The sequence below is a fragment of the Acidovorax sp. Leaf191 genome (genome assembly GCF_001424425.1).
Classification (GTDB): Bacteria; Pseudomonadota; Gammaproteobacteria; order Burkholderiales; family Burkholderiaceae_C; genus Acidovorax.
In genome coordinates, this window is the sequence record NZ_LMPT01000019.1 from 879,066 (window position 1) to 898,329 (window position 19,264).

14 protein-coding genes are annotated in these 19,264 nt (G+C 68.5%); 4 read left to right on the top strand and 10 right to left on the bottom strand.

Annotation, left to right across the window (positions count from 1 at the left end):
- Positions 1-41: 41 nt before the first annotated feature.
- The 7 genes from ASG27_RS17995 to ASG27_RS18025 form a co-directional block, all read right to left on the bottom strand.
- Complete coding sequence (locus tag ASG27_RS17995; protein WP_056413789.1) at positions 42-2,381, bottom strand: acyl-CoA dehydrogenase; 2,340 nt, start codon at positions 2,379-2,381, stop codon at positions 42-44.
- Positions 2,382-2,417: 36 nt separating this feature from the next.
- Positions 2,418-4,064 (bottom strand): 3-(methylthio)propionyl-CoA ligase, encoded by a 1,647-nt coding sequence (locus tag ASG27_RS18000; protein ID WP_056413786.1) that lies wholly within the window; start codon positions 4,062-4,064, stop codon positions 2,418-2,420.
- Between the two features lie 43 nt (positions 4,065-4,107).
- A complete protein-coding gene (locus ASG27_RS18005) occupies positions 4,108-4,890 on the bottom strand; it encodes an SDR family NAD(P)-dependent oxidoreductase (protein WP_056413783.1) in 783 nt (260 codons plus the stop codon).
- Positions 4,891-4,975: 85 nt separating this feature from the next.
- Positions 4,976-5,608, bottom strand: a complete 633-nt coding sequence (locus tag ASG27_RS18010) for a TetR/AcrR family transcriptional regulator (RefSeq protein WP_056434622.1) — start codon at positions 5,606-5,608, stop codon at positions 4,976-4,978.
- 24 nt (positions 5,609-5,632) lie between these two features.
- Complete coding sequence (locus ASG27_RS18015) at positions 5,633-6,406, bottom strand: enoyl-CoA hydratase/isomerase family protein (RefSeq protein WP_056413778.1); 774 nt, start codon at positions 6,404-6,406, stop codon at positions 5,633-5,635.
- Between the two features lie 20 nt (positions 6,407-6,426).
- On the bottom strand, positions 6,427-8,514 hold the full coding sequence (locus ASG27_RS18020) for an acetate--CoA ligase family protein (RefSeq protein WP_056413775.1): 2,088 nt from the start codon (positions 8,512-8,514) through the stop codon (positions 6,427-6,429).
- 37 nt (positions 8,515-8,551) lie between these two features.
- Positions 8,552-9,310 (bottom strand): SDR family NAD(P)-dependent oxidoreductase, encoded by a 759-nt coding sequence (locus ASG27_RS18025; RefSeq protein ID WP_056413772.1) that lies wholly within the window; start codon positions 9,308-9,310, stop codon positions 8,552-8,554.
- A gap of 80 nt (positions 9,311-9,390) precedes the next feature.
- On the opposite strand from ASG27_RS18025, the gene ASG27_RS18030 reads away from it, so the two are divergent.
- Together ASG27_RS18030 and ASG27_RS18035 are read left to right on the top strand one after the other, a co-directional pair.
- Positions 9,391-9,936 (top strand): nuclear transport factor 2 family protein, encoded by a 546-nt coding sequence (locus ASG27_RS18030; protein ID WP_056413770.1) that lies wholly within the window; start codon positions 9,391-9,393, stop codon positions 9,934-9,936.
- A gap of 17 nt (positions 9,937-9,953) precedes the next feature.
- Positions 9,954-10,724: an IclR family transcriptional regulator gene (locus ASG27_RS18035; RefSeq protein WP_056413767.1), complete on the top strand. Its 771-nt coding sequence runs from the start codon at positions 9,954-9,956 to the stop codon at positions 10,722-10,724.
- Positions 10,725-10,789: 65 nt separating this feature from the next.
- On the opposite strand, the gene ASG27_RS18040 is transcribed toward ASG27_RS18035, so the two are convergent.
- A complete protein-coding gene (locus ASG27_RS18040) occupies positions 10,790-12,469 on the bottom strand; it encodes a flavin-containing monooxygenase (RefSeq protein ID WP_056413766.1) in 1,680 nt (559 codons plus the stop codon).
- A 349-nt stretch (positions 12,470-12,818) separates the two neighbouring features.
- Positions 12,819-13,544, bottom strand: coding sequence for an AraC family transcriptional regulator (locus tag ASG27_RS18045; RefSeq protein ID WP_162240423.1), 726 nt, complete (start codon positions 13,542-13,544; stop codon positions 12,819-12,821).
- Between the two features lie 411 nt (positions 13,545-13,955).
- On the opposite strand from ASG27_RS18045, the gene ASG27_RS18050 reads away from it, so the two are divergent.
- A complete protein-coding gene (locus ASG27_RS18050; RefSeq protein WP_056413878.1) occupies positions 13,956-14,621 on the top strand; it encodes an MSMEG_1061 family FMN-dependent PPOX-type flavoprotein in 666 nt (221 codons plus the stop codon).
- On the top strand, positions 14,608-15,339 hold the full coding sequence (locus ASG27_RS18055; RefSeq protein ID WP_156370494.1) for a siderophore-interacting protein: 732 nt from the start codon (positions 14,608-14,610) through the stop codon (positions 15,337-15,339). The genes ASG27_RS18050 and ASG27_RS18055 overlap by 14 nt, the downstream gene beginning before the upstream one ends.
- A 98-nt stretch (positions 15,340-15,437) precedes the next feature.
- Here the strand turns inward: ASG27_RS18055 and putA are convergent, their stop codons facing one another.
- The gene (gene putA / locus ASG27_RS18060) at positions 15,438-19,211 is read right to left on the bottom strand and encodes a trifunctional transcriptional regulator/proline dehydrogenase/L-glutamate gamma-semialdehyde dehydrogenase (RefSeq protein WP_056413757.1); all 3,774 of its coding nucleotides are present in this window, start codon (positions 19,209-19,211) and stop codon (positions 15,438-15,440) included.
- Between the last annotated feature and the right edge of the window lie 53 nt (positions 19,212-19,264).

A 19,264-nucleotide genomic window follows, 5' to 3' on the forward strand; every position in this document is an offset into this window, starting at 1 on the left:
GTGTTGGAAAAGGGGGGCGGAACGGGCTCGATGCGGGTACGTCAGGCCCTGGGGTTGCCGGAAGGCAGGGCCAGGATCTGCTTGGCGAGGATGTTTCGCTGTATTTCGTTGGAGCCGCCGAAGATCGCGGGCATGCGCGAGTCGAGGTACTGGCCCATCACGTCCGTGGCGATGCCGTCGATCACCACGTCGTCCATCTGTGCGCCCTGGTCCCCGGCCAGTTGCACCAGCTCGTCGGCGATGCGCTGGTAGGTCTCGGTGCCCCAGACCTTGAGGTAGGACACGTCCGGGCCCAGCTCTTCGCCGCCGCGCAGGCGACCCATGAAGAGCTCGAACGCGGATTTCAGGTCGCGCACGTCGAGCACCAGCTGGGCATAGCGGTCGCGGAAGTCGGCCTGCTCCAGCGCGTGAGTGGCTTCGGCCAGGCGGTCGAGCTGGGCCAGGGCCCCCTCGCACTGGCGCGGCGTGCCGAAGAAGATGCGCTCTTCGCGCAGGAACGAGTTGGCGACGTTCCAGCCGTCATCGATGCGGCCGACCACGTTGGCCACCGGCACGCGCACGTTGTCGAAGAACACCTCGCTGAATTCGCCCTCGCCCTTGAGGTTGACGATGGGGCGCACCTTCACGCCCGGTGTCTTGAGGTCGATCAGCAAGAACGTGATGCCGCGTTGCTTGGCGCTTTCGGAATTGCTGGTGCGCACCAGGGCGAACATCCAGTCTGCGCCGGGGCCCAGCGTGGTCCAGATCTTCTGGCCGTTGACGACGAGATCGTCGCCATCGCGGTCGGCGCGCGTGCGCAGGTTGGCCAGGTCCGATCCGGCGTTGGGCTCGGAGTAGCCCTGGCACCACATGGTTTCGCCGCTGAGCACGCGGGGCAGGTGGTGGCTGATCTGCTCCGGCGTGCCGTGCATCAGCAGCAGCTTGCCGATGGCCAGGCCGTGGTCGGGAATGCGCGCGCAGCCGTGGCGTGCCATCTCTTCGGCATAGATCACCTGCTTGGTGGGCGACAGGCCCATGCCGCCGTGCGACCGGGGCCAGGAAGGCGCGAGCCACCCTTTTTTGGACAGTGCCTGGTACCAGTCGGCAATGTCTGCGTAGTAGGCGCGCTTTTTCATGAAGCGCTTCTCGGGCGGGTAGTTGGCGGCGATCCAGTCGGCCAGCACGTGGCGGAATTGGTCGTCGGGCAGATCGTCCACGTCCGCGGCGTCCACCGTTGCCGTGCCCCCGTTGCCCGTGGCCGCGCGCGTGCGGCCTGTCGTTTGCAGCGCATCCAGGAACTGGCCCCGCTGCCACAGCGGATTGCCCAGCCATGCCGAGAGCGTGAGTGCGCGCTTGAGGCACAGGCCGATGTCGGTTTCGTCGGCGATGCCCATGCCGCCGTGCAGGTGGATGGCCGCCTTGCCCACCAGCAGGGCCGCGCTGCCGGCACGGGCCCGCGCGGCGCGCAGGGACTGCGTACGCAGCGCGGGATCGGTGGCCCGGTCCCAGTCGAGCAGGGCGTTCTCGGCCGACGCGCGCGCCAGCTGGCATTGGATCCACATGTCGACCATGCGGTGCTGCAGAGCCTGGAAGGAGGCGATGGGTTTGCCGAACTGGATCCGCTGGGAGGTGTAGGCGACGGTGTCCTTGAGCGCGCGCTCGGCCACGCCCACCAGTTCGAACGCCGATGCCAGGCGCGCCAGTTCAATCGCCTGGGCCACCGCGCTGCGCACGCCGTCGCCCGCCGCAACCAAGGCGTCCGCAGGCAGGGTTGCGTCTGCGAAGTCCAGCGCGCCGAAATCGGTCCCGTCCACGGTCCGGGTATTGAGCACGGAAAGCCCCTTGGTGCCCGACGCGATCCAGAACAGCGCTGGCGCGCCCTCATGCAGGGCGTAGACCAGAAAGCCATCGGCTGCGCCGGCCAGGGGAACGAAGCGCTTTTGCGCGCCCCGCAGCATCCACCCGTCGCCCTGGCGCTGCGCCAGCAGCTGGGTCGCGCCCAGGTCGGGGGCTCCGGCGGCCTCCTGCCAGGCCAGCGCACAGAGCGTTCTGCCGGCGCACACATGCTCCAGCAACTGCCGGGCGCGCGCGCAGTCCGGTGCCAGTGGAACGAGTGCCTGCACCACCAGCAATCCGCTGGCCACGAAGGGCTCCGGCACCAGGCCATGGCCCAGCTCCGCCGCGATGACCATGGCTTCGGCCGGGCCCAGGCCGTGGCCGCCCAGCGCCTCCGGCACGAGCACGCCGAGCCATCCTGCCTCGGCCATGTCCTGCCAGACGGCCCGGTCGAAGGGGACGGATTGCTCGCGCAGGCGGCGCACCCGCGCAGGCGCGGGCTTGCGCTTAAGGAAGTCTTGCACGCTGTCGCGCAGCATGCTCTGTGTTTCGTCGAAAGTGGTCATGGGGTCCAAAGTCGTTCCGGGGCTGGCCTTGTGTGCTCAGGCCTTGTCGGTGGGGAGGGTGTGGGCGCGGAACTGTTCGCGCAGCTTGAGTTTTTGCAGCTTGCCGGTGGCGGTGTGCGGCAGCGTGTCCACGAAGACCACGTCATCGGGCATCCACCACTTGGCGACCTTGCCGTCCATGAAGGCCAGGATGTCTTCGCGCGTACTGGTCTGCCCGGCCTTGGGAACGATCAGCAGCAGCGGCCGCTCCTGCCAGCGCGAGTGCGCCACGCCGATGACGGCGGCTTCCTGCACGGCCGGGTGGCCCATGGCCGCGTTCTCCAGATCGATGGACGAAATCCATTCGCCGCCGGACTTGATCACGTCCTTGGAGCGGTCCGTGATCTGCACGAAGCCATCGGCATCCAGCGTGGCCACGTCGCCCGTGGCGAACCAGCCGTCGGCGTCCAGCACGCTGCCGCCTTCCGCGCGGTAGTAGCCGCTGGCCACCCACGGACCCCGGGCCTTGAGGTCGCCGAAGGCCTTGCCGTCGTGCGGCAGGGGCTGGCCGTCTTCGCCGAAGATTTCCAGGTCGACGCCGTAGATGGCCCGGCCCTGCTTGGCCTGCAGGTCGAAGCGCTGCTCCAGGTCTATTGCGCGGTGCTTGTCGAGCAGCGTGCCGATGCTGGCCAGGGGGCTGGTCTCGGACATGCCCCAGGCGTGGATCACGAAGGCACCCAGCAGCCGCTCGAACTTCTCGATCATCGCGCGCGGGCAGGCCGAGCCGCCGACCACCACGCGCTGCAGGTGGACGTCGGACAGGTTCAGCGCGTCGCGGTGGCGCTCGATGTAGTCGAACAGGCCCAGCCACACCGTGGGGACACCGAGCGAGAAGTTGCAGCGCTCTTCGCGCAGCAGGCGGTAGATGTTCTCGCCCGCGAGGTGGGGGCCGGGCAGCACCAGCTTGGCGCCGCACATGGCGCCGGCGTAGGGGATGCCCCAGGCATTGACGTGGAACAACGGCACGACCAGCAGCACACTGTCGCGGGCCGACAGGCCCAGGCCGTCGGTGGTGCAGGCGGTGAAGGAGTGCAGCACCGTGGAGCGGTGGCTGTACAGCACGCCCTTGGGGTTGCCGGTGGTGCCCGAGGTGTAGCACAGCGAAGAGGCGGTGTTCTCATCGAAGCGCGGCCACGAGTAGTCGGGCGATGCGGCCTCGACCAGGTCCTCGTAGCACATCAGGTTCGGCAGGTTGACCGCGGGCATCTGGTCGCGCCGGCACATCGCGATGAAACCCTTGGCGTGCAGCAGTTGCGGCGCCAGGTCTGCGAGCAGCTGCGCGAGGCTGGTGTCGAAGAACACGTAGCCGTCCTCGGCGTGGTTCAGGATGTAGGCGATCTGCTCCGGGAACAGGCGGGGGTTGACCGTGTGCAGGATGGCCTGCATGCCCGAGACGCCGAAGTACAGCTCCACATGGCGGTGGGTGTTCCATGCCAGGGTGGCCACGCGGTCGCCTGCCGCCACGCCCAGGGCGGTGAGCGCGTTGGCCAGGCGCTTTGCGCGTTGCTGCACTTCGCGCCAGTTGCTGCGGTGGGTGCTGCCGTCCACGAGGTGCGAGACGATCTCGCGGTCGCCGTGGAACGCGGCTGCGTGGTCGAGCACCCCGGACAGCAGGAGTTGGTGTTGTTGCATCAGGCCTTGCATGGGCTTTCTCCTTGAGGCGCGGTGGTAGTGAGGACTGGGGCCATCAGTGGTAGCTGCGGCCACCGTCGACGGCGAGCACGATGCCGGTCACGAACGAGGATTCGGCGCTGCTCAGGTAGAGCGCCGCCATGGCGATTTCCTGCGGTTCGCCGATGCGCTCCAGCGCATAGCGCGGGCCCACCTGGGCGCGCAGTTCATCGGCGCTGTAGCCGCCGCGCACCATGGGCGTGTCGACGGCGCCCGGGCAGATGGTGTTCACGCGCACCAGCGGGGCCCATTCCATCGCGATGCTTTTGGAAAACGCGATCACCCCGGCTTTCGATGCGGCATAGGCGCTGCGCTGCTTGAACGGCTGCAGCCCCTGCCCGGAGGAAAGATTCACGATGGTGGCGGCGCCGGCCGCACGCAGCGCGGGCAGTGCAGCCCGGCAGACGTTGAAGGTGCCGGTGAGGTTGACGTCGATCACCCGCTTCCAGTCCTGCAGCGAGACGGCATCGGCCCAGTCGGTGTTGGCGATGCCGGCTGCGTTGACCAGGCCGTCGAGGCCGCCGAACTTGTCGGCGGCTTGCTGAACCGCGCGCTCCACGGCCTGCGGATCGGTGATGTCGGCCTCACAGGCCAGCCAGCGCGAGGCCTCTCCGGGCAAGTCGGCGGGGCGCTGCAGGTCGAGCGCCGCCACCTGCGCCCCAGCGCGCAGGAACAGTTCAGCGATCGCCCGCCCGATGCCGGACGCCGCTCCCGTCACTAGCACGCGCCGGCCTGCGAGGCGGCCAGACAGCTGTCCGTCAGCGGGGGTGAAGGGAGGATGGGAGGTGTTGGATGTCATGGAATGGTGGAATGCTGAAATGGGTTACCAGTCGGCAGGTAAATCGATGGGTTAAAAAAGGGGGTGAGGTTCTGCGCGCCGTGGGTTATGCCGAAGCGGCACCCTTGTCGATGACCAGCCCGTGCAAAAGCATGTCCACGAACTGCTGCATGACCTCGACCGCGCTGAGCTTGCCGTCGGGCCGGTGCCACCGTGGCATCTGGTTGAGCGCGGACAGCAGGAAGCGGCCGGCCATGGCGGGATCGACCGCGCGCATCTCGCCCGCGGCGATGCCCTCGGCGATGCATTGGCGCAGCAGGCCTTCGTAGGAGTCGCGCAGCTTGAGCGCCACCATGCGTTGACCGCCGGTGGCGGCCTGCCAGAAGGCGTTGGAGCCCGCGATCCACCGGTCGCGCCCATGGTCCTGCACATGGGCCGAGGCTTCCATGAAGGCCCGCACACGCGCCGTGGGCCCCTTGGCCTGGGCCACGGCGGCCGCGACCTGGTCGTGCAGCAGCTGGATCGACTCCAGCACGATGCGCTCGTACAGCGCATCCTTGTTCGGAAAGTAGTAGTACAGCGCAGCCTTGGTGATGCTGGCTGCCTCCGCGATGTCGCGCAGCGAGGTACGGTCGTAGCCGTGCTGCGCGAACAGGCGCCGCGCGATGGCCAGCAGCTGGGTCTCGCGCGAGTCCAGCGGATCGGGGGCTTGCGCGGTGGCGGCAGGTTTGGCTTGCATCATGGGCCTGAGCGTTGAGGTGGGTCAGCGGCCTTGGTAGACCGGCTGGCGTTTTTCCAGGAAGGCCATCTGGGCTTCGCGGGCGTCCTCGGTCTTGGACAGCGCCACGGTGTTGCCCTGTTCGTAGCGGTACGCTTCGCGCGCCGGCATGGCCAGGGTCATGCGGGCGGCCTCCTTGGCCAGGCGCAGTGCGACCGGGCTCTTGGCGGCGATCTCGCGGGCGATGCCCATGGCATAGGGCATGAGTTCGGCGGCGGGCAGGCAGGCCTCGATCAGGCCCAGCCGGTACAGCTCCTGCGCAGAGACCTGCATGCCGGTGTAGAACATGCGGCGTGCGCGCGACTGGCTGAAGTACCGCTGCAAAAAGGTCACGCCACCGGCCAGGCCGACGTTGATCTCGGGCATGGACACGTAGGCGTCTTCCGAGGCGACCCAGATGTCGGCCCCCATCACCAGGCCGAATCCCGCGCCCAGGGCGGGGCCGTTGATGGCGGCGATGATGGGCTTGGCGCATTCGACCATGGCGTAGTGGCATTCCCGCGTGAGGCGGTTGTGGCGGCCGTAGGCGCCAGGCGTGCCTGCGAGGTGGGGGCGCTCGCGGATGTCGGCGCCGGCGGAGAACGCCTTGCCTGCACCCCTGATCACGATGCACGCCACCTCGGCCATGTCGCTCAGCGTGTCGAAGCACTCGATGATCTCGGCCCGCAACTCGGCATTCTGGGCGTTGACCGGTGGACGGTTCAGCGTGACGACGGCGATGGCGTCCTCGATCTGCAGTTGCAGGTGCTGGAATTGCATGGTGGGGATTCCTTTCACGTTCAGCGCGTGGAGATCAGCGCATCGAGGCAGACGCCGCCCTGGGTCTGCGCGACGAAGGGGTTGATGTCGATGCCGGCGAGCTGGTCGGCGTGCTGCACCGCGAACTCCGACAGCTTGCTCAAGGCCTGCGCCAGGGCCTGCAGGTCGTAGGCCGGACCACCGCGCCAGCCCTTGAGCAGGGCCGATGCGCGCACGGAGTCCACCAGGGCCAGGCCCTGGTCAGGGGTGAGGGGCGCAGAGGCGAACGCCACGTCCTTGTAAAGCTCCACCGCCGTACCACCCAGCCCGAACATCACCATCGGGCCGAACACCGGGTCCATGTGGATGCCGATGATGGTCTCCACGCCGCCGCGCACCATGGGCGCGATCAGCACGCCGTCGATGCGCGCCTGGGGGGCGCGCTCGGCAGCGCGGCTTTGCAAGGTGCCGTACGCGGCGGCCACCGCATCGGCATTCTGCAGGCCCACCATCACGCCGCCGATTTCGGTCTTGTGCGGGATGTCGGCCGAAACGATCTTGGCCACCACGGGGTAGCCCATCGCGTCCGCTGCCGCCACCGCATCGCCAGCGCTGGTGCAGGTGGTCTCCGGCAGCACGGGAATGCCTGCAGCGCCGAGCAGGGCCTTGGCCTGCGTCTCTGTGGCGGCGGCGGGCAGCTGATGTGCGGCGGGCATCGCCGGCGTGTCTGCGGTGCGCATGCCGCGGCGCAGCCGGGCCATGCGCGCGGCGCCGGCCACGGCCCGCACCGCACGGGTGGGGTCGGCAAACACCGCCACGCCCGCGGCTTCCAGGCGGCGGGTCACGTTCTCTTCCGACAGCATCACCACCACCAGCGCCTGCTCGGGGTGGGCGCGGTGGATGGCGATCAGGCGGTCTTCGGTGGCCTGAAAGCGCTGGGGCGACAGGCCCACGTGCGCGAGGTAGGCAAACAGGCTGCCGTAGGGCGCGCCGGGGCGCAGCATGGTCTCTATGGTGCGTGCGATGCCGTCGGGCACGGCCGTGACCTGGGCCGTGGTGTCAAACGGGTTGGCGGGCACGGCGTAGGGGAGCAGGTCACGCAGGCTGCTGGCGGCATCGTCGGTGAGCGGGGGAAGGCCCATGCCCAGTTCGGTCGCGTTGTCCGCCATCAGGATGCCGATGCCGCCCGAGCCGGTCATGATGCCGATGTCCTCGTTGGCGGGCAGGGTGCCGATCACCGCGCACAGGTGCGCGAGATCCAGCATTTCTTCCACGGACTGGGCGCGGTGCGCGCCGCATTCGGCAAACACCGCGTCGTAGACCGCGTCGTTGCCCGCCAGCGATCCGGTGTGGGTGGCAGCCGCCGCCGCACCCACGTCGGTGCTGCCGATCTTCATGATCACGACCGGCTTGCCTGCAGCTGCGGCCTTGCGCAGTGCCGCCCGCAGGCGGGCGCCATCCTTGCAGGCCTCGAGGGCCGCGCAGATCACGCGGGTGTCGGGGTCTTCCGCCAGGTAGTCGATGCATTCGGCGACATCCACGTCGGCTTCATTGCCTGTGGCGATCACGCGGGACAGCCCGATGCCGCGCAGCGTCGCCATGCCATAGGTGGCCGATCCGAAGGCGCCGCTTTGCGTCGCCAGGCCGATCACACCGTGCCTGGGCCGCAGGCCGTTGAGCGCGGTGGAGAACGTGGCGTAGAAGTTCTGGGATGGATTGAGCAGGCCCAGGGCATTGGGCCCCACCATGCGCATGCCCGCCTCGCGGCAGATGGCCACCAGGCGCGCCTGCAGCTCTGCGCCTGCGGCGTCCACCTCGGCAAAGCCGGCGGTGAAGACCTGGACCGCCTTCACGCCCTTGGCAGCGCACTCCTTGAGTGCCGCTTCCACGCCCGGCACGGGGACGGCGATGATGGCGTGGTCCACCGGGCCGGGTACATCGAGCAGGCTGGCATAGGCGGGCAGGCCCTGGATTTCAGCAGCGCCGCTGCGGTTGACGGGATGAATCCGGCCCTGGAAGCCCGCCTCCAGCAAAAAACGCAGCGGCCGGCCTCCAATGCGTTCGGGGTCGGACGATGCGCCGATCAAGGCGACGGAGCTGGGGAAGAAGAGGGGGTGCAGGGGATGCATGGCGTGGGGGATCGGGTCGTTTCGCATGGACTGTGCCTCACAGGAGTGCGTGGGTCACGCCGCCGTCGACCAGCAGCGATTCACCGGTCACGAAGCTGCTGTCGTCGCTGGCCAGGAAGCTGGCGGCGGCGGCGATGTCGCCGACCTGGCCCAGCCGGCCCAGGGGCGTGCGGGCGATGCGCTTGGCTTCCATGTCCGGGTTCACGTTGATGCGCACACCTTCGGTGACCACCGAGCCGGGGCAGATGGCGTTGACGCGGATGCCCTGGGGCCCCAGGTCCACCGCTGCCGAGCGCGTGAGCCCCAGCACGCCGGCCTTGACCCCGCAATAGACCAGGCCGGACGGAATGCCCAGGAAGCCGGCCGCCGAAGCGATGTTGACGATGGAGCCGCCGCCCGAGCGCGCCATGGCCGAGGCGCCCACCTGGGTGCCCCAGACGACCGAATGAAAGCCCGTGCCGGTCATGCGTGCCAGGGTCTCCGGGGTGATGGCATCGATGGGGCCGTAGCGCACCCAGATGGCGTTGTTCACCAGGATGTCGAAGCGGCCGAATTGCCGCTCCAGGTCTTCCACCGCGTTTTCGAAGGTGGCGCGTTGCGCGACGTCGCCGGCGTAGGCCACCGCCTGTGCGCCTTGGTCGCGCAGCGACCGGGCCGCCTGTTCGACGTTTTCGCCCTTGATGTCCAGCAGACCGACGGTGGCGCCTTCGGCGGCGAACCTTTCGCAGATGGCGCGTCCGATGCCTTGTGCACCACCTGTGACCAGGGCAACCTTGCCCTTCAAACGAGCTTGCATGTCGTGTGTCTCCGTTGTTCAATTAATTCTACCGGCCGGTTAGTAAAAAGGTATAGTGCAAAAAACTAAGGAGATACCCTATGCAAGACCAGGAACTGAGCCGCCAAGTGGCTGAACTGATGGACCGCGAAGCGATCCGTGAATGCATGAACCGCTACTGCCGGGGCATTGACCGCCAGGACGAGGCCGCCCTGCGCGGTGCCTACTGGCCCGACGCTACGGACCGCCACGGCCCCTACCAGGGCAGCGCCACCGGGTTCATCGACTGGGCGCTGAAGAAGCTTGCGGCGGACAGCGAGCGGTCGATCCACAACATCACCAACATGTCGATCACGCTGGCCGGCACGCAGGCGGGCGTGGAAACCTATTTCCTGGCGCTGCAGCGCGACCGCGACCCGCAAGGCATCGCACGCGAGGTCTTTCTGGCCGGCCGCTACGTGGACCGCTTCGAAAAGCGGGGCGGCGAATGGCGCATCGCCGCGCGCACCGTGGTGTACGACTGGCTGCGCCATCTGGGGGCCCCGGGTGTCACCGAGGCAGAGCATTTCGGCACGGTGCGCCAGCCGCTGGGGTCCCTGTACGGCAGCGATCCGGTCTATGCGCTGCTGGCGTCGTTGAAGTCCTGAACTCACCTGACCTGGCCATGGCCCTCGCGCCAGCGACCGTCAAATCTGCTGCGCGCGCACTGGCGCTGCTGGAGTACTTCCGCAGCGAGCGCGCGCCGCGTTCGCTCAAGGCTATCGTCGAGGCGCTTGGCTATCCCCAGTCCAGCACGACGGCACTGCTCAAGAGCCTGACGACGGAGGGCTACCTGAACTACGACCGCGTTCACCGCTTGTACTTTCCGACGCTGCGCGTGGTGGCGCTGGGTGACTGGATAGAGCCTGTGCTGATGGGCGGCAACGGCCAACTGCTCGAAGCCATGCGGGATGTCCACAACGCCACCGGAGAGACCGTCTCGCTGGGCCTGCTCAACGATGTCTACCTGCAGCATGTGCGCATCATCCAGTCGGTGCATGCGATGCGCTTCCATACTGAAGAAGGGACCATGCGACCGGCGGTCAGGTCGTCCCTGGGCTGGCTGCTGTTGTCCACGCACACGCCGGAGCAAATCGAGCGCCTGGTGCGCCGCGCGAACATCGCGATCAACAAGCCTGCAGAGCGCGTGGATGTGGACGCCATGGTCGCGCACATCCTGTCGATCAAGGGGCAATCACAGATCTACGTGGAAGGCATGCCGTTTGCGGACGGCGCGACGATGTGCGCCCTGCTGCCGGTGGCCATCAACGGGCAGCCCGTGGTGCTGGGGCTTGGCGGCAGCCTGGAACGCATGCGTGCCCATCAGAAGGCCTACGCGGCGGCCTTGCGGCGTGCCGTGGCCTCCATATCACCTTGTGGCAAGGCCCCTGGCTGAACTGAATGCACGAGGCGGCAGGCGGCAGGCGGTAGCGCCGCCCGCCGCACTCTCTCGTTCACCCGTCAGGCAGCGATGGCCTGGTCCTGCTTGCGCGCAGGCTCGATGTGGTGGCCGGCGTAGCCGTTGGCCGCGGCGGCCGCGCAGTGCTCGCGGTACATCTTGAAGCCGCCGATGAACTGGGTCAGGCCCTGGGGCTTGCCTTCCACGTTGGCGCCTACCCACCAGGTCTTGGCCTTGTTGATCAGCGAATGCCGTGCCAGTGTGTACACCAGCTCCATCCAGTTGTCTTCGGTCTTGCGGGTGGGCTCGATGCTGCCCATGCCGTTCTTGCGCAGGTACAGGATGGCGTCGGCGATCCAATCCACGTCGTTCTCGCTCATGCGGATGATGTTGGCGAGCGCCGCGGGGCCGTTGGGGCCGGTGGTCATGAACAGGTTGGGAAAGCCTTCGAGCATGATGCCCAGATGCGAGCGGGGGCCGTTCTGCCATTTCTCCTGCACCGTGCGCCCGTCGCGCCCCACCACGTCAAAGGCCAGCAATGCGCCGGTCAGGCCGTCGTAGCCGGTGGCCAGGATCAGAATGTCGAGCTCCGTTTCTCCTGCCGCGGTGCGGATGCCCTTTTCGGTGGCTTCGAGAATGGGGTCCGTGATGCAGTCCATCAGGTGGACGTTTGGCAGGTTGTAGGTTTCGTAGTAGCCGGTGTCCAGGCAGGGGCGGCGTGCAAAGATCGGGTAACCCTGGGGCTTGAGCTTGTCTGCCGTGGCCGGGTCGGTCACGACTTCGGCGATCTTGCCGCGCACGAAGTTGGCCACGTGCTCATTGGCCTCTTCGTTGATCATCAGATCGCCGAACGTGCCCAGCATGGCCAGGCCGCCCTGTTTCCACGAGTCTTCCAGCAGGGCCTGGCGCTGCGCCGGCGTGACGGTGAAGAATGCCCGCGTGGACAAGGGGCGTGCGCCACCGATCACGCTGTTGCGGGCCACCTCGCGGATGCCCGCATAGTGGCGCTTGACCTCCGCCATGTACTCAGGTTCGATCGGTACGTTGCGCATGGGCATGGTGAAGCTGGGGGTGCGCTGGAATACGAAGAGCTCGCCCGCCTGGCGGCCCACTTCCTGCACGATCTGGATGCCCGTCGAGCCCGTGCCGATCACGCCCACACGCTTGCCCGTGAAGTCGACGGGTTCGTGCGGCCAGCGGGCGGCATGCAACAGGCGGCCTTTGAAGCGCTCCAGCCCGTCGATCTCCGGCTTCTTGGGAACCGACAGCGGCCCCGTCGCCATGATGCAGTAGGGAGCTTCCCAGGTGGCGCCGCTCTCGGTCGTCACCGTCCATACCTGGCGCGCTTCATCCCATACCGCCTGATTGATGCGGGTGTTGAACTGGTAGTGGCGGCGCAGGTCGAGCCGCGTGGCCACGAAGTCGATGTAGCGCAGCAGCTCGGGCTGGGCCGCGTACTGCTCGGACCAGGTCCACTCCTGTTCGATCTCGGGCGAGAAGGAGTAGCTGTAGTCGATGCTGGGCAGGTCCACGCGAGCGCCGGGATAGCGGTTCCAGTACCAGACACCGCCCACGTCGCCCCCGGCCTCGAAAGCCTGGAGCGAGAGCCCGAGCTGGTTGAACTTGTGGACGGCGTACATGCCCCCGAATCCGCCGCCGACGATGATTACGTCGACCCGCTGGGGTGTGGTGCTGTTGTTGGTGGAGGAATGCTGGGCAGGTGCTGAGGAAGTTGATGGCATGAATGTCTCCTGTGATCGTTCTTGAAGGGCGCAGTGTCCCCAGGCTGTGAAGGGCACCGAAACCTCTGGCAGTCATGATGCCAATTAACTGGCCGGCCGGCAAGTAGAACGGCAATGCCATGACGAACAATCACATGTGTGAATTTGATAGGTTTGGGGGTGGACCTGCGAGGCACGCCCGGCGACATGACGGGCTGCGATGCGAAGCGGCTGTGCCCCTGGTCTCACGCCAGCAGGCTTTCGACTGGTGGTTGCTGGTGTGGCAGGGGGCACGCAATGCCCTCGGGCCGACACGCCCGCGCCCCGTCACTGGCCCGAACACGCATCGAGCCCACCTGTTGAGCCACCTTCACAGCCGCTGCCGGTAGGCGGCGGGCGTCTCCCCGAAGGTGCGCTTGAACACGGTGATGAAAGCGCTGGCCGTGGCATAGCCCAGATCCAGCGCGATGCTGTTGACCGGCACATTGGCGGCCAGCATCTCCAGCGAGCGCATGAGCCGTGCGCGTTGGCGCCATGCCGAGAAGTTGAAACCCGTTTCCTCGACGAAGCGCCGGCTCAGCGTGCGCGCGCTGAGGGCCGCCCACCGCGCCCACGCTGGAAGGTCCCGTCCGTCTGCCGGGTCGGCGATGAGCGCGCGGGCAATGCGCTGCAGGCGCGCGTCCCGGGGCAAGGGCAGGCCCAGGGGCTCGACCGGCAGCGTGCGGATCTCGTCCAGGATCACCCCGGCCACACGCAACTGGCCTGCATCCAGCGGGCCCTGAGGCCATTCAGCTGCGCGCAGCACCGCTTCGCGCAGCAGGCCCGAGGTGCGCAGCGTGCACGGCTTGGCGGGCAGCCCCTTGCAGGCGGCCGGCTCGACATACACGCTCCAGCCGTGGAAGGGGCCGTGCGACTGCGCCGCATGCAGGTGGTGCGGCGGCAGCCACACGGCATGGATGGCGGGTACGACCCACACCGCGTCCTCCACCTTGACGGAAATCAGCCCGCGCAGCGACCCGAAGAGCTGTCCGCGCGCGTGCTGGTGCGGCTCGGTCATGCGCTCGCCATCCTGCGTGCCGGCGAGGGCGATGACCATGGGGCCCTGCGGCGCATCGATGGCGGCGAGGGCGAGCTTCAAATCGTTCGAACCGTTCAGGTCAGGCATGCAGGATGGAGGCGTATCGAAATGGCGGATGAAAGCAATCAGTTGGCGATTTCAGTGTACAGCCGCCATGTGAATGCATCTTATTCTTGTTTGCATCGCATCAACAGGAGTCAGGCCATGCGCGCACAGGATGTTCTTCCGGACCATGTCAATGAAGTGGAGGTGGGCGGTATCACCGTCCGCAAGGGCTCGGTGGGGGCCTTCCTCGCCAATGCGCGGGTGTTGCAGGACCCCACTGCACCCGCCGCAGCGCGCGCTGCCGCAGCGGGCGATATACAGGCGTTGGCGCCTGCACTGCGCGCGCTGGGGCTGTTCGAGGTGCTGGAGGTCCGGGACCCGCACTTGCGGGCCCTGGTGGCGCCCCCTGCGGCCGGGCCGGGCAGGCCTGATGCTCCCGACCTCGATGCGCTGTACTCGCCGCCGTCCGAGATGATCCAGAAGGCGGTGCTCGACCGCCTCATCGGTTTTCATGAAAGCTACCTGAAGGCTGCGACGTTTTTCTGCCTGGCCACGGGCAGCGGCGAGGGGCTCGATGCCTCTGCGCGCGGCGGCCCGCCGGGCTTCGTGCACGTGCTGGATGCGCATACGGTGGCCTTTGCCGACTGGCCGGGCAACAACCGCATCGAATCGCTGCGCAACCTGGAGCGCGACGACCGCGTGGGCATGCTCTTCATCTTTCCGGGGCTGGAGGTGTTCCTGCGCATCAACGGCCACGGCAGGGTGTCCACCGCCCCCGAGCTGTTGGCCGAGTTGGCAGAACAGGGGCGCACACCCAAGGCCGCGACGGTGGTGGCCATCACCGAAGTGCTCATGCACTGCGGCAAGGCGGTGAACCGCGCCAGGCTGTGGGCCCCGGCGTCGCAGGTGGACCGCACTGCGCTGCCCACGGTGGGGCAGATGCTGGCAGAGCTGACGCGGCTGGGGGGTGCCACCGCACCGATCGGCGACGAGCAGGTGGGGCAGATCAACGCGCACTACGACCACGAGGTGCGGCATGCGCTTTACTGAAGATCGGGTGCCGGGCCTGCTGGAACGTGCGTTCGACAGGCTGCTGCTGCGCAGTGCACGGGTGGCTGCGGTGCAGAGGGTGTCGGATCGCTTTCGGCTCATCGATCTGGAAGGCGATGCCCTGAAGGGCGCGGCCTGGGCACCGGGGCACAAGCTGCAGGTCAAGGTGGCCGGGCCGTTCACGGCGCGCACGTTCACCCCCATCGTGTTCGATGCGGTGCGCGGGCATGTGCGCCTGCTGGGCTACGCGCATGGAGCCGGGCCTGGCAGCGACTGGCTGCGGCGTGTGCAGGCGGGCGATGCCTGCCAGGTGTTCGGCCCGCACCGCTCGCTGGCGCTGGGAGATCTGGCCGGGCCGGTGGTGTTGCATGGGGACGAGACGTCGTTCGGCCTGGCGGCTGCCGTTGCGGCGGCCATGGGCGCGAGGGCACAGCCCCGCTGCGTGTTCGAGGTGGAGTCCGTTGACGAAGCCACCTTGGCGTTGCAGGCCCTGGGCATTAACGCCGCCCTGCTGGTGGAGCGCCGCGACGAGGCTGGCCGGAAACAAGCCGCCAGCGGACTGTGGTCGCAGGGCAGCGGGGATGGCACGCTGTTCGTGCTCACGGGGCGCGCGCAGTCGATCCAGCAGGCACGCCAGGCACTCAAGGGGCACGGCGTGCCGGCATCGTGCATCGTGGCCAAGGCGTACTGGGCGCCCGGCAAGACCGGTATGGACTGAGCGCCCGTGGCCGGCGGCATGAGGTGCTGGCGCGCGATGCATGCCAGGGCGGGGGCTGGGTGCACCCCTCCCGACGTCCGCACGAGCGTCAGCGCGCTTTATCCGATCGTCATCAGGCTGGCATTGCCGCCCGCCGCCGCCGTGTTCACGCTCAGCGCACGCTCGATCACCAGGCGCTCCAGCGGCACCTCGGTACTGCCCGGGGGCATGCCCGTGACGGCGACGATGGGGCCGGGGCGGCGGGCAAGCTGTTCGCACACGTTGCGCAAATCCTCGGGCGTGCCATGGTGCAGCACCGCAGCCAAGTCGGTGGTGTCGTCGGCCAATGCGTTGGGCGCGATCGCGATGCGCGCCTGCAATTCGGCGGGCAGGGTGGTGCGCAGGGCGGTGTGTGCGTCGCTCCACACTGCCTTGCCGCCACTGGCCAGCACGGCGGCCAGTTGGGTCCACAGGTCTTCCTGCGCGGCAGCGATGCACAGCACGGTGGCACGCGGCAGCAGGCTGTAGACGTTGCGCTCGCCCGTGGGCCCGGGCAGGGTGCGCGCGGTGCCGGTTTGGGTCTCGGCGGCAAAGCGGCGGCAGGTGGCGGCCAGGGGGGCGTGCCCCGCCGCCTGCGCCCAGCGCTCCAGGGCGTGCAGGGGGCTCAGCAGTGTTTCGCGCGCGGCCATGTCTGGCGCGGCGATGCGGTCCGCGGCGGCGAATGTCTGCGCCAGTGCGGCGGCCGGGCGCTGGGCCAGCAGCCGCAGCAGGTACAGCGGGCCGCCAGCCTTGGGGCCCGTGCCCGACAGGCCTTCGCCGCCGAAGGGCTGCACGCCCACCACGGCACCCACCATGTTGCGGTTGACGTACACGTTGCCAGCGTGCGCGCGGTCGACCACGCGGGCGATGGTTTCGTCGATGCGGGTGTGCACGCCCTGGGTCAGGCCGTAGCCGGTGGCGTTGATTTGGTCGAGCAGCTGGTCCAGGTCCTTGCGTGCATAGCGCACCAGGTGCAGCACGGGGCCGAAGACCTCGCGCTGCAGCTCGCCGATGCTGTTCAGTTCGATGAGCGTGGGCGGCACGAAGGTGCCCTGTGCGGCCTCGGCGGCATCGCTGCGGCAGTGCTGGAACACGCGCTGGCCGCGGCTCTTGAAGGCGTCGATGTGTTGGGTGATACCCGCCTGGGCCTCGGCGTCGATCACCGGGCCCACGTCCACCGCCAGCGCTGCGGGGTTGCCCATGCGCAGCTCGCCCATGGCGCCCTGCAGCATCTCGACCACGCGGTCGGCGGCGTCGTCTTGCACGCACAGCACGCGCAGTGCGGAGCAGCGCTGGCCCGCGCTGTCGAAGGCTGACGAGACCGCGTCGGTGACCACCTGCTCCACCAGGGCGGACGAGTCCACGATCATCGCGTTTTGCCCGCCCGTTTCGGCGATCAGCGGGATGGGGCGGCCGGCGGCATCCAAGCGGCCGGCGATGGTGCGCTGCAGGATGCGCGCGACCTCGGTGGAGCCGGTGAACATGACGCCCATGACGCGGGAGTCGCCGATCAGGCGTGCGCCCACGGTCTCTCCCTGGCCGGGCAGCAATTGCACCGCACCGCGCGGCACCCCCGCCTGCCACAGCAGGCGCACGGCCTCGGCGGCGACGAGTGGCGTCTGCTCGGCGGGCTTGGCCAGCACGGGGTTGCCGGCGGCCAGCGCTGCGGCCACCTGGCCCATGAAAATGGCCAGCGGAAAGTTCCAGGGGCTGATGCAGGCCACGGGGCCCAGCGGGATGTGCGTGGCGTTGTCGAAGGTGCTCTCCACCTGCGCCGCGTAGTAGCGCAAGAAGTCCACCGCCTCGCGCACCTCGGCGATGGCGTTGCTGGCGCTCTTGCCGGCCTCGCGCATCAGCAGGCCCATCAGCGGCTGCAGGCGCGCTTGGAGCAGGTCGGCGGTGCGCTGCAGGGCGGCGGCGCGTTCGGCAGGGCCGGTGGCGGCCCAGGCCGGTGCGGCTTGCTGTGCGTTCTTCAGCGCCTGGTCCACGTCGCCGGCCGTGGCCTCCTGCACATGGCCGACCACGTCGCGCAGGTCGGCGGGGTTGCGCACGGGCGTGGCCGGGCCGGCGGGCACATCGGTGGCCAGCAGCGGGCCGGCAGTCCAGCCGTGCAGGGCGCTGGACTGCAGCGTGGCGGCGAGTTGCGCCAGTGTGGCATCGCTGGCGATGTCGAGCCCTTGCGAGTTGGTGCGGCCGCTGCCGTAGAGCGCCGCTGGCAGCGGAATACGCGGGTGGGGCAGGCCGGCCGTGCCTTCGCGGGCGGCCGCTTCGTCCACCACCTGCACGGGGCTGCGCACCAGATCGGCCAGGGCGATGGTCTCGTCGGCAATGCGGTTCACGAAGGAGGTGTTGGCACCGTTCTCCAGCAGGCGGCGCACCAGGTAGGCCAGCAGCGTCTCGTGCGTGCCCACCGGGGCGTAGATGCGGCACGGCCGGCCCAGGCCGGCCTTTCCTGTTTCTCGGCCGAGCTTGCCCGCACCGATGGCGCCCACCACCTGCTCGTACAGCGGCTCGCCCATGCCGTGCAGGCACTGAAACTCGTACTGCCCCGCGTAGTAGTTGCTGCCCGCCAGGTGGTAGATGGTGGCCAGGGTCTCGGCGTTGTGCGTGGCGAACTGTGGGTACACGGCCTCGGGTGCGGCCAGCAGCCTGCGCGCGCAGGCCACGTAGGAGACATCGGTGTGCACCTTGCGGGTGTAGACCGGGTAGTCGGCCAGGCCGTCGATCTGGGCGCGCTTGATCTCGCTGTCCCAGTAGGCGCCCTTGACCAGGCGCACCATGAGGCGGCGGCGGGAGCGGCGCGCCAGGTCGATGACGAAATCGATCACATACGGGCAGCGCTTTTGGTAGGCCTGGATCACGAAGCCGATGCCGTTCCAGCCCGCCAGGCTGGGCTCGTGGCACAGGCGCTCGAGCAGGTCGAGCGAGATTTCCAGGCGGTCGGCTTCTTCGGCGTCGATGTTGATGCCGATGTCGTAGCTCTTGGCCAACTCGGTCAGTCGCAGCACCAGGGGGTAGAGCTCGTCCATCACGCGGGCGAACTGCGCGCGGCTGTAGCGCGGGTGCAGGGCCGACAGCTTGATCGAGATGCCGGGGCCTTCATAAATGCCGCGCCCGGCCGATGCCTTGCCGATGGCGTGGATGGCCTGCTCGTACGAGGCGTAGTAGCGCTCGGCGTCGGCCATGGTCAGGGCCGCCTCGCCCAGCATGTCGTACGAGTAGCGAAAGCCTTCGGCCTCCATGCGGCGCGCGTTGGAAAGGGCCTCGGCAATGGTCTCGCCGGTGACGAACTGCTCGCCCATCATGCGCATGGCCATGTCCACGCCCTTGCGGATCAGGGGCTCGCCGCCCCGGCCGATGAGCCGGCCCAGCGATGCACCCAGGCTGCCTTCGCTGTGGGTGGCTACCAGTTTGCCGGTGATGAGCAGGCCCCAGGTGGCCGCGTTGACGAAGAGCGAGGGGCTCTTGCCCAGGTGGGGCTCCCACTGGCCATTGCTGATCTTGTCGCGGATGAGCGCGTCGCGCGTGGCCGCATCGGGGATGCGCAGCAGCGCCTCGGCCAGGCACATCAGGGCCACGCCCTCCTGGGACGAGAGCGAGAACTCCTGCAGCAGCCCCTGCACGATGCCCGCGCGGCCGCTGGCGGCCTTGCGCTGGCGCAGCGTGCCGGCGATGCGCAGCGCCAGTTGCTGCGACGCCGCGGCCAAGTCCTGCGGCACGCGGGCCTGTGCCAGCAGCGGTGCCAGGGCCTCGGGCTCGGGCCGGCGGCAGGCGGCGGTGATGGCGGCGCGCAGCGGGTTGGCCAGCGGGGTGCGCGGGGCGAAGTCTGCAAAGGCGGCGGCGGTCGTTGTCATGGCGGGTTCTCGAAGAGAAATGTTCGGGCCCGACGGCTGTCAGACCCACTGAA

Coding starts and splice junctions, on each gene's coding strand:
- ASG27_RS17995 (WP_056413789.1), bottom strand. CDS start 2,381: ATGACCACTTTCGACGAAACACAGAGCATGCTGCGCGACAGCGTGCAA.
- ASG27_RS18000 (WP_056413786.1), bottom strand. CDS start 4,064: ATGCAAGGCCTGATGCAACAACACCAACTCCTGCTGTCCGGGGTGCTC.
- ASG27_RS18005 (WP_056413783.1), bottom strand. CDS start 4,890: ATGACATCCAACACCTCCCATCCTCCCTTCACCCCCGCTGACGGACAG.
- ASG27_RS18010 (WP_056434622.1), bottom strand. CDS start 5,608: ATGCAAGCCAAACCTGCCGCCACCGCGCAAGCCCCCGATCCGCTGGAC.
- ASG27_RS18015 (WP_056413778.1), bottom strand. CDS start 6,406: ATGCAATTCCAGCACCTGCAACTGCAGATCGAGGACGCCATCGCCGTC.
- ASG27_RS18020 (WP_056413775.1), bottom strand. CDS start 8,514: ATGCATCCCCTGCACCCCCTCTTCTTCCCCAGCTCCGTCGCCTTGATC.
- ASG27_RS18025 (WP_056413772.1), bottom strand. CDS start 9,310: ATGCAAGCTCGTTTGAAGGGCAAGGTTGCCCTGGTCACAGGTGGTGCA.
- ASG27_RS18030 (WP_056413770.1), top strand. CDS start 9,391: ATGCAAGACCAGGAACTGAGCCGCCAAGTGGCTGAACTGATGGACCGC.
- ASG27_RS18035 (WP_056413767.1), top strand. CDS start 9,954: ATGGCCCTCGCGCCAGCGACCGTCAAATCTGCTGCGCGCGCACTGGCG.
- ASG27_RS18040 (WP_056413766.1), bottom strand. CDS start 12,469: ATGCCATCAACTTCCTCAGCACCTGCCCAGCATTCCTCCACCAACAAC.
- ASG27_RS18045 (WP_162240423.1), bottom strand. CDS start 13,544: ATGGTCATCGCCCTCGCCGGCACGCAGGATGGCGAGCGCATGACCGAG.
- ASG27_RS18055 (WP_156370494.1), top strand. CDS start 14,608: ATGCGCTTTACTGAAGATCGGGTGCCGGGCCTGCTGGAACGTGCGTTC.
- putA (WP_056413757.1), bottom strand. CDS start 19,211: ATGACAACGACCGCCGCCGCCTTTGCAGACTTCGCCCCGCGCACCCCG.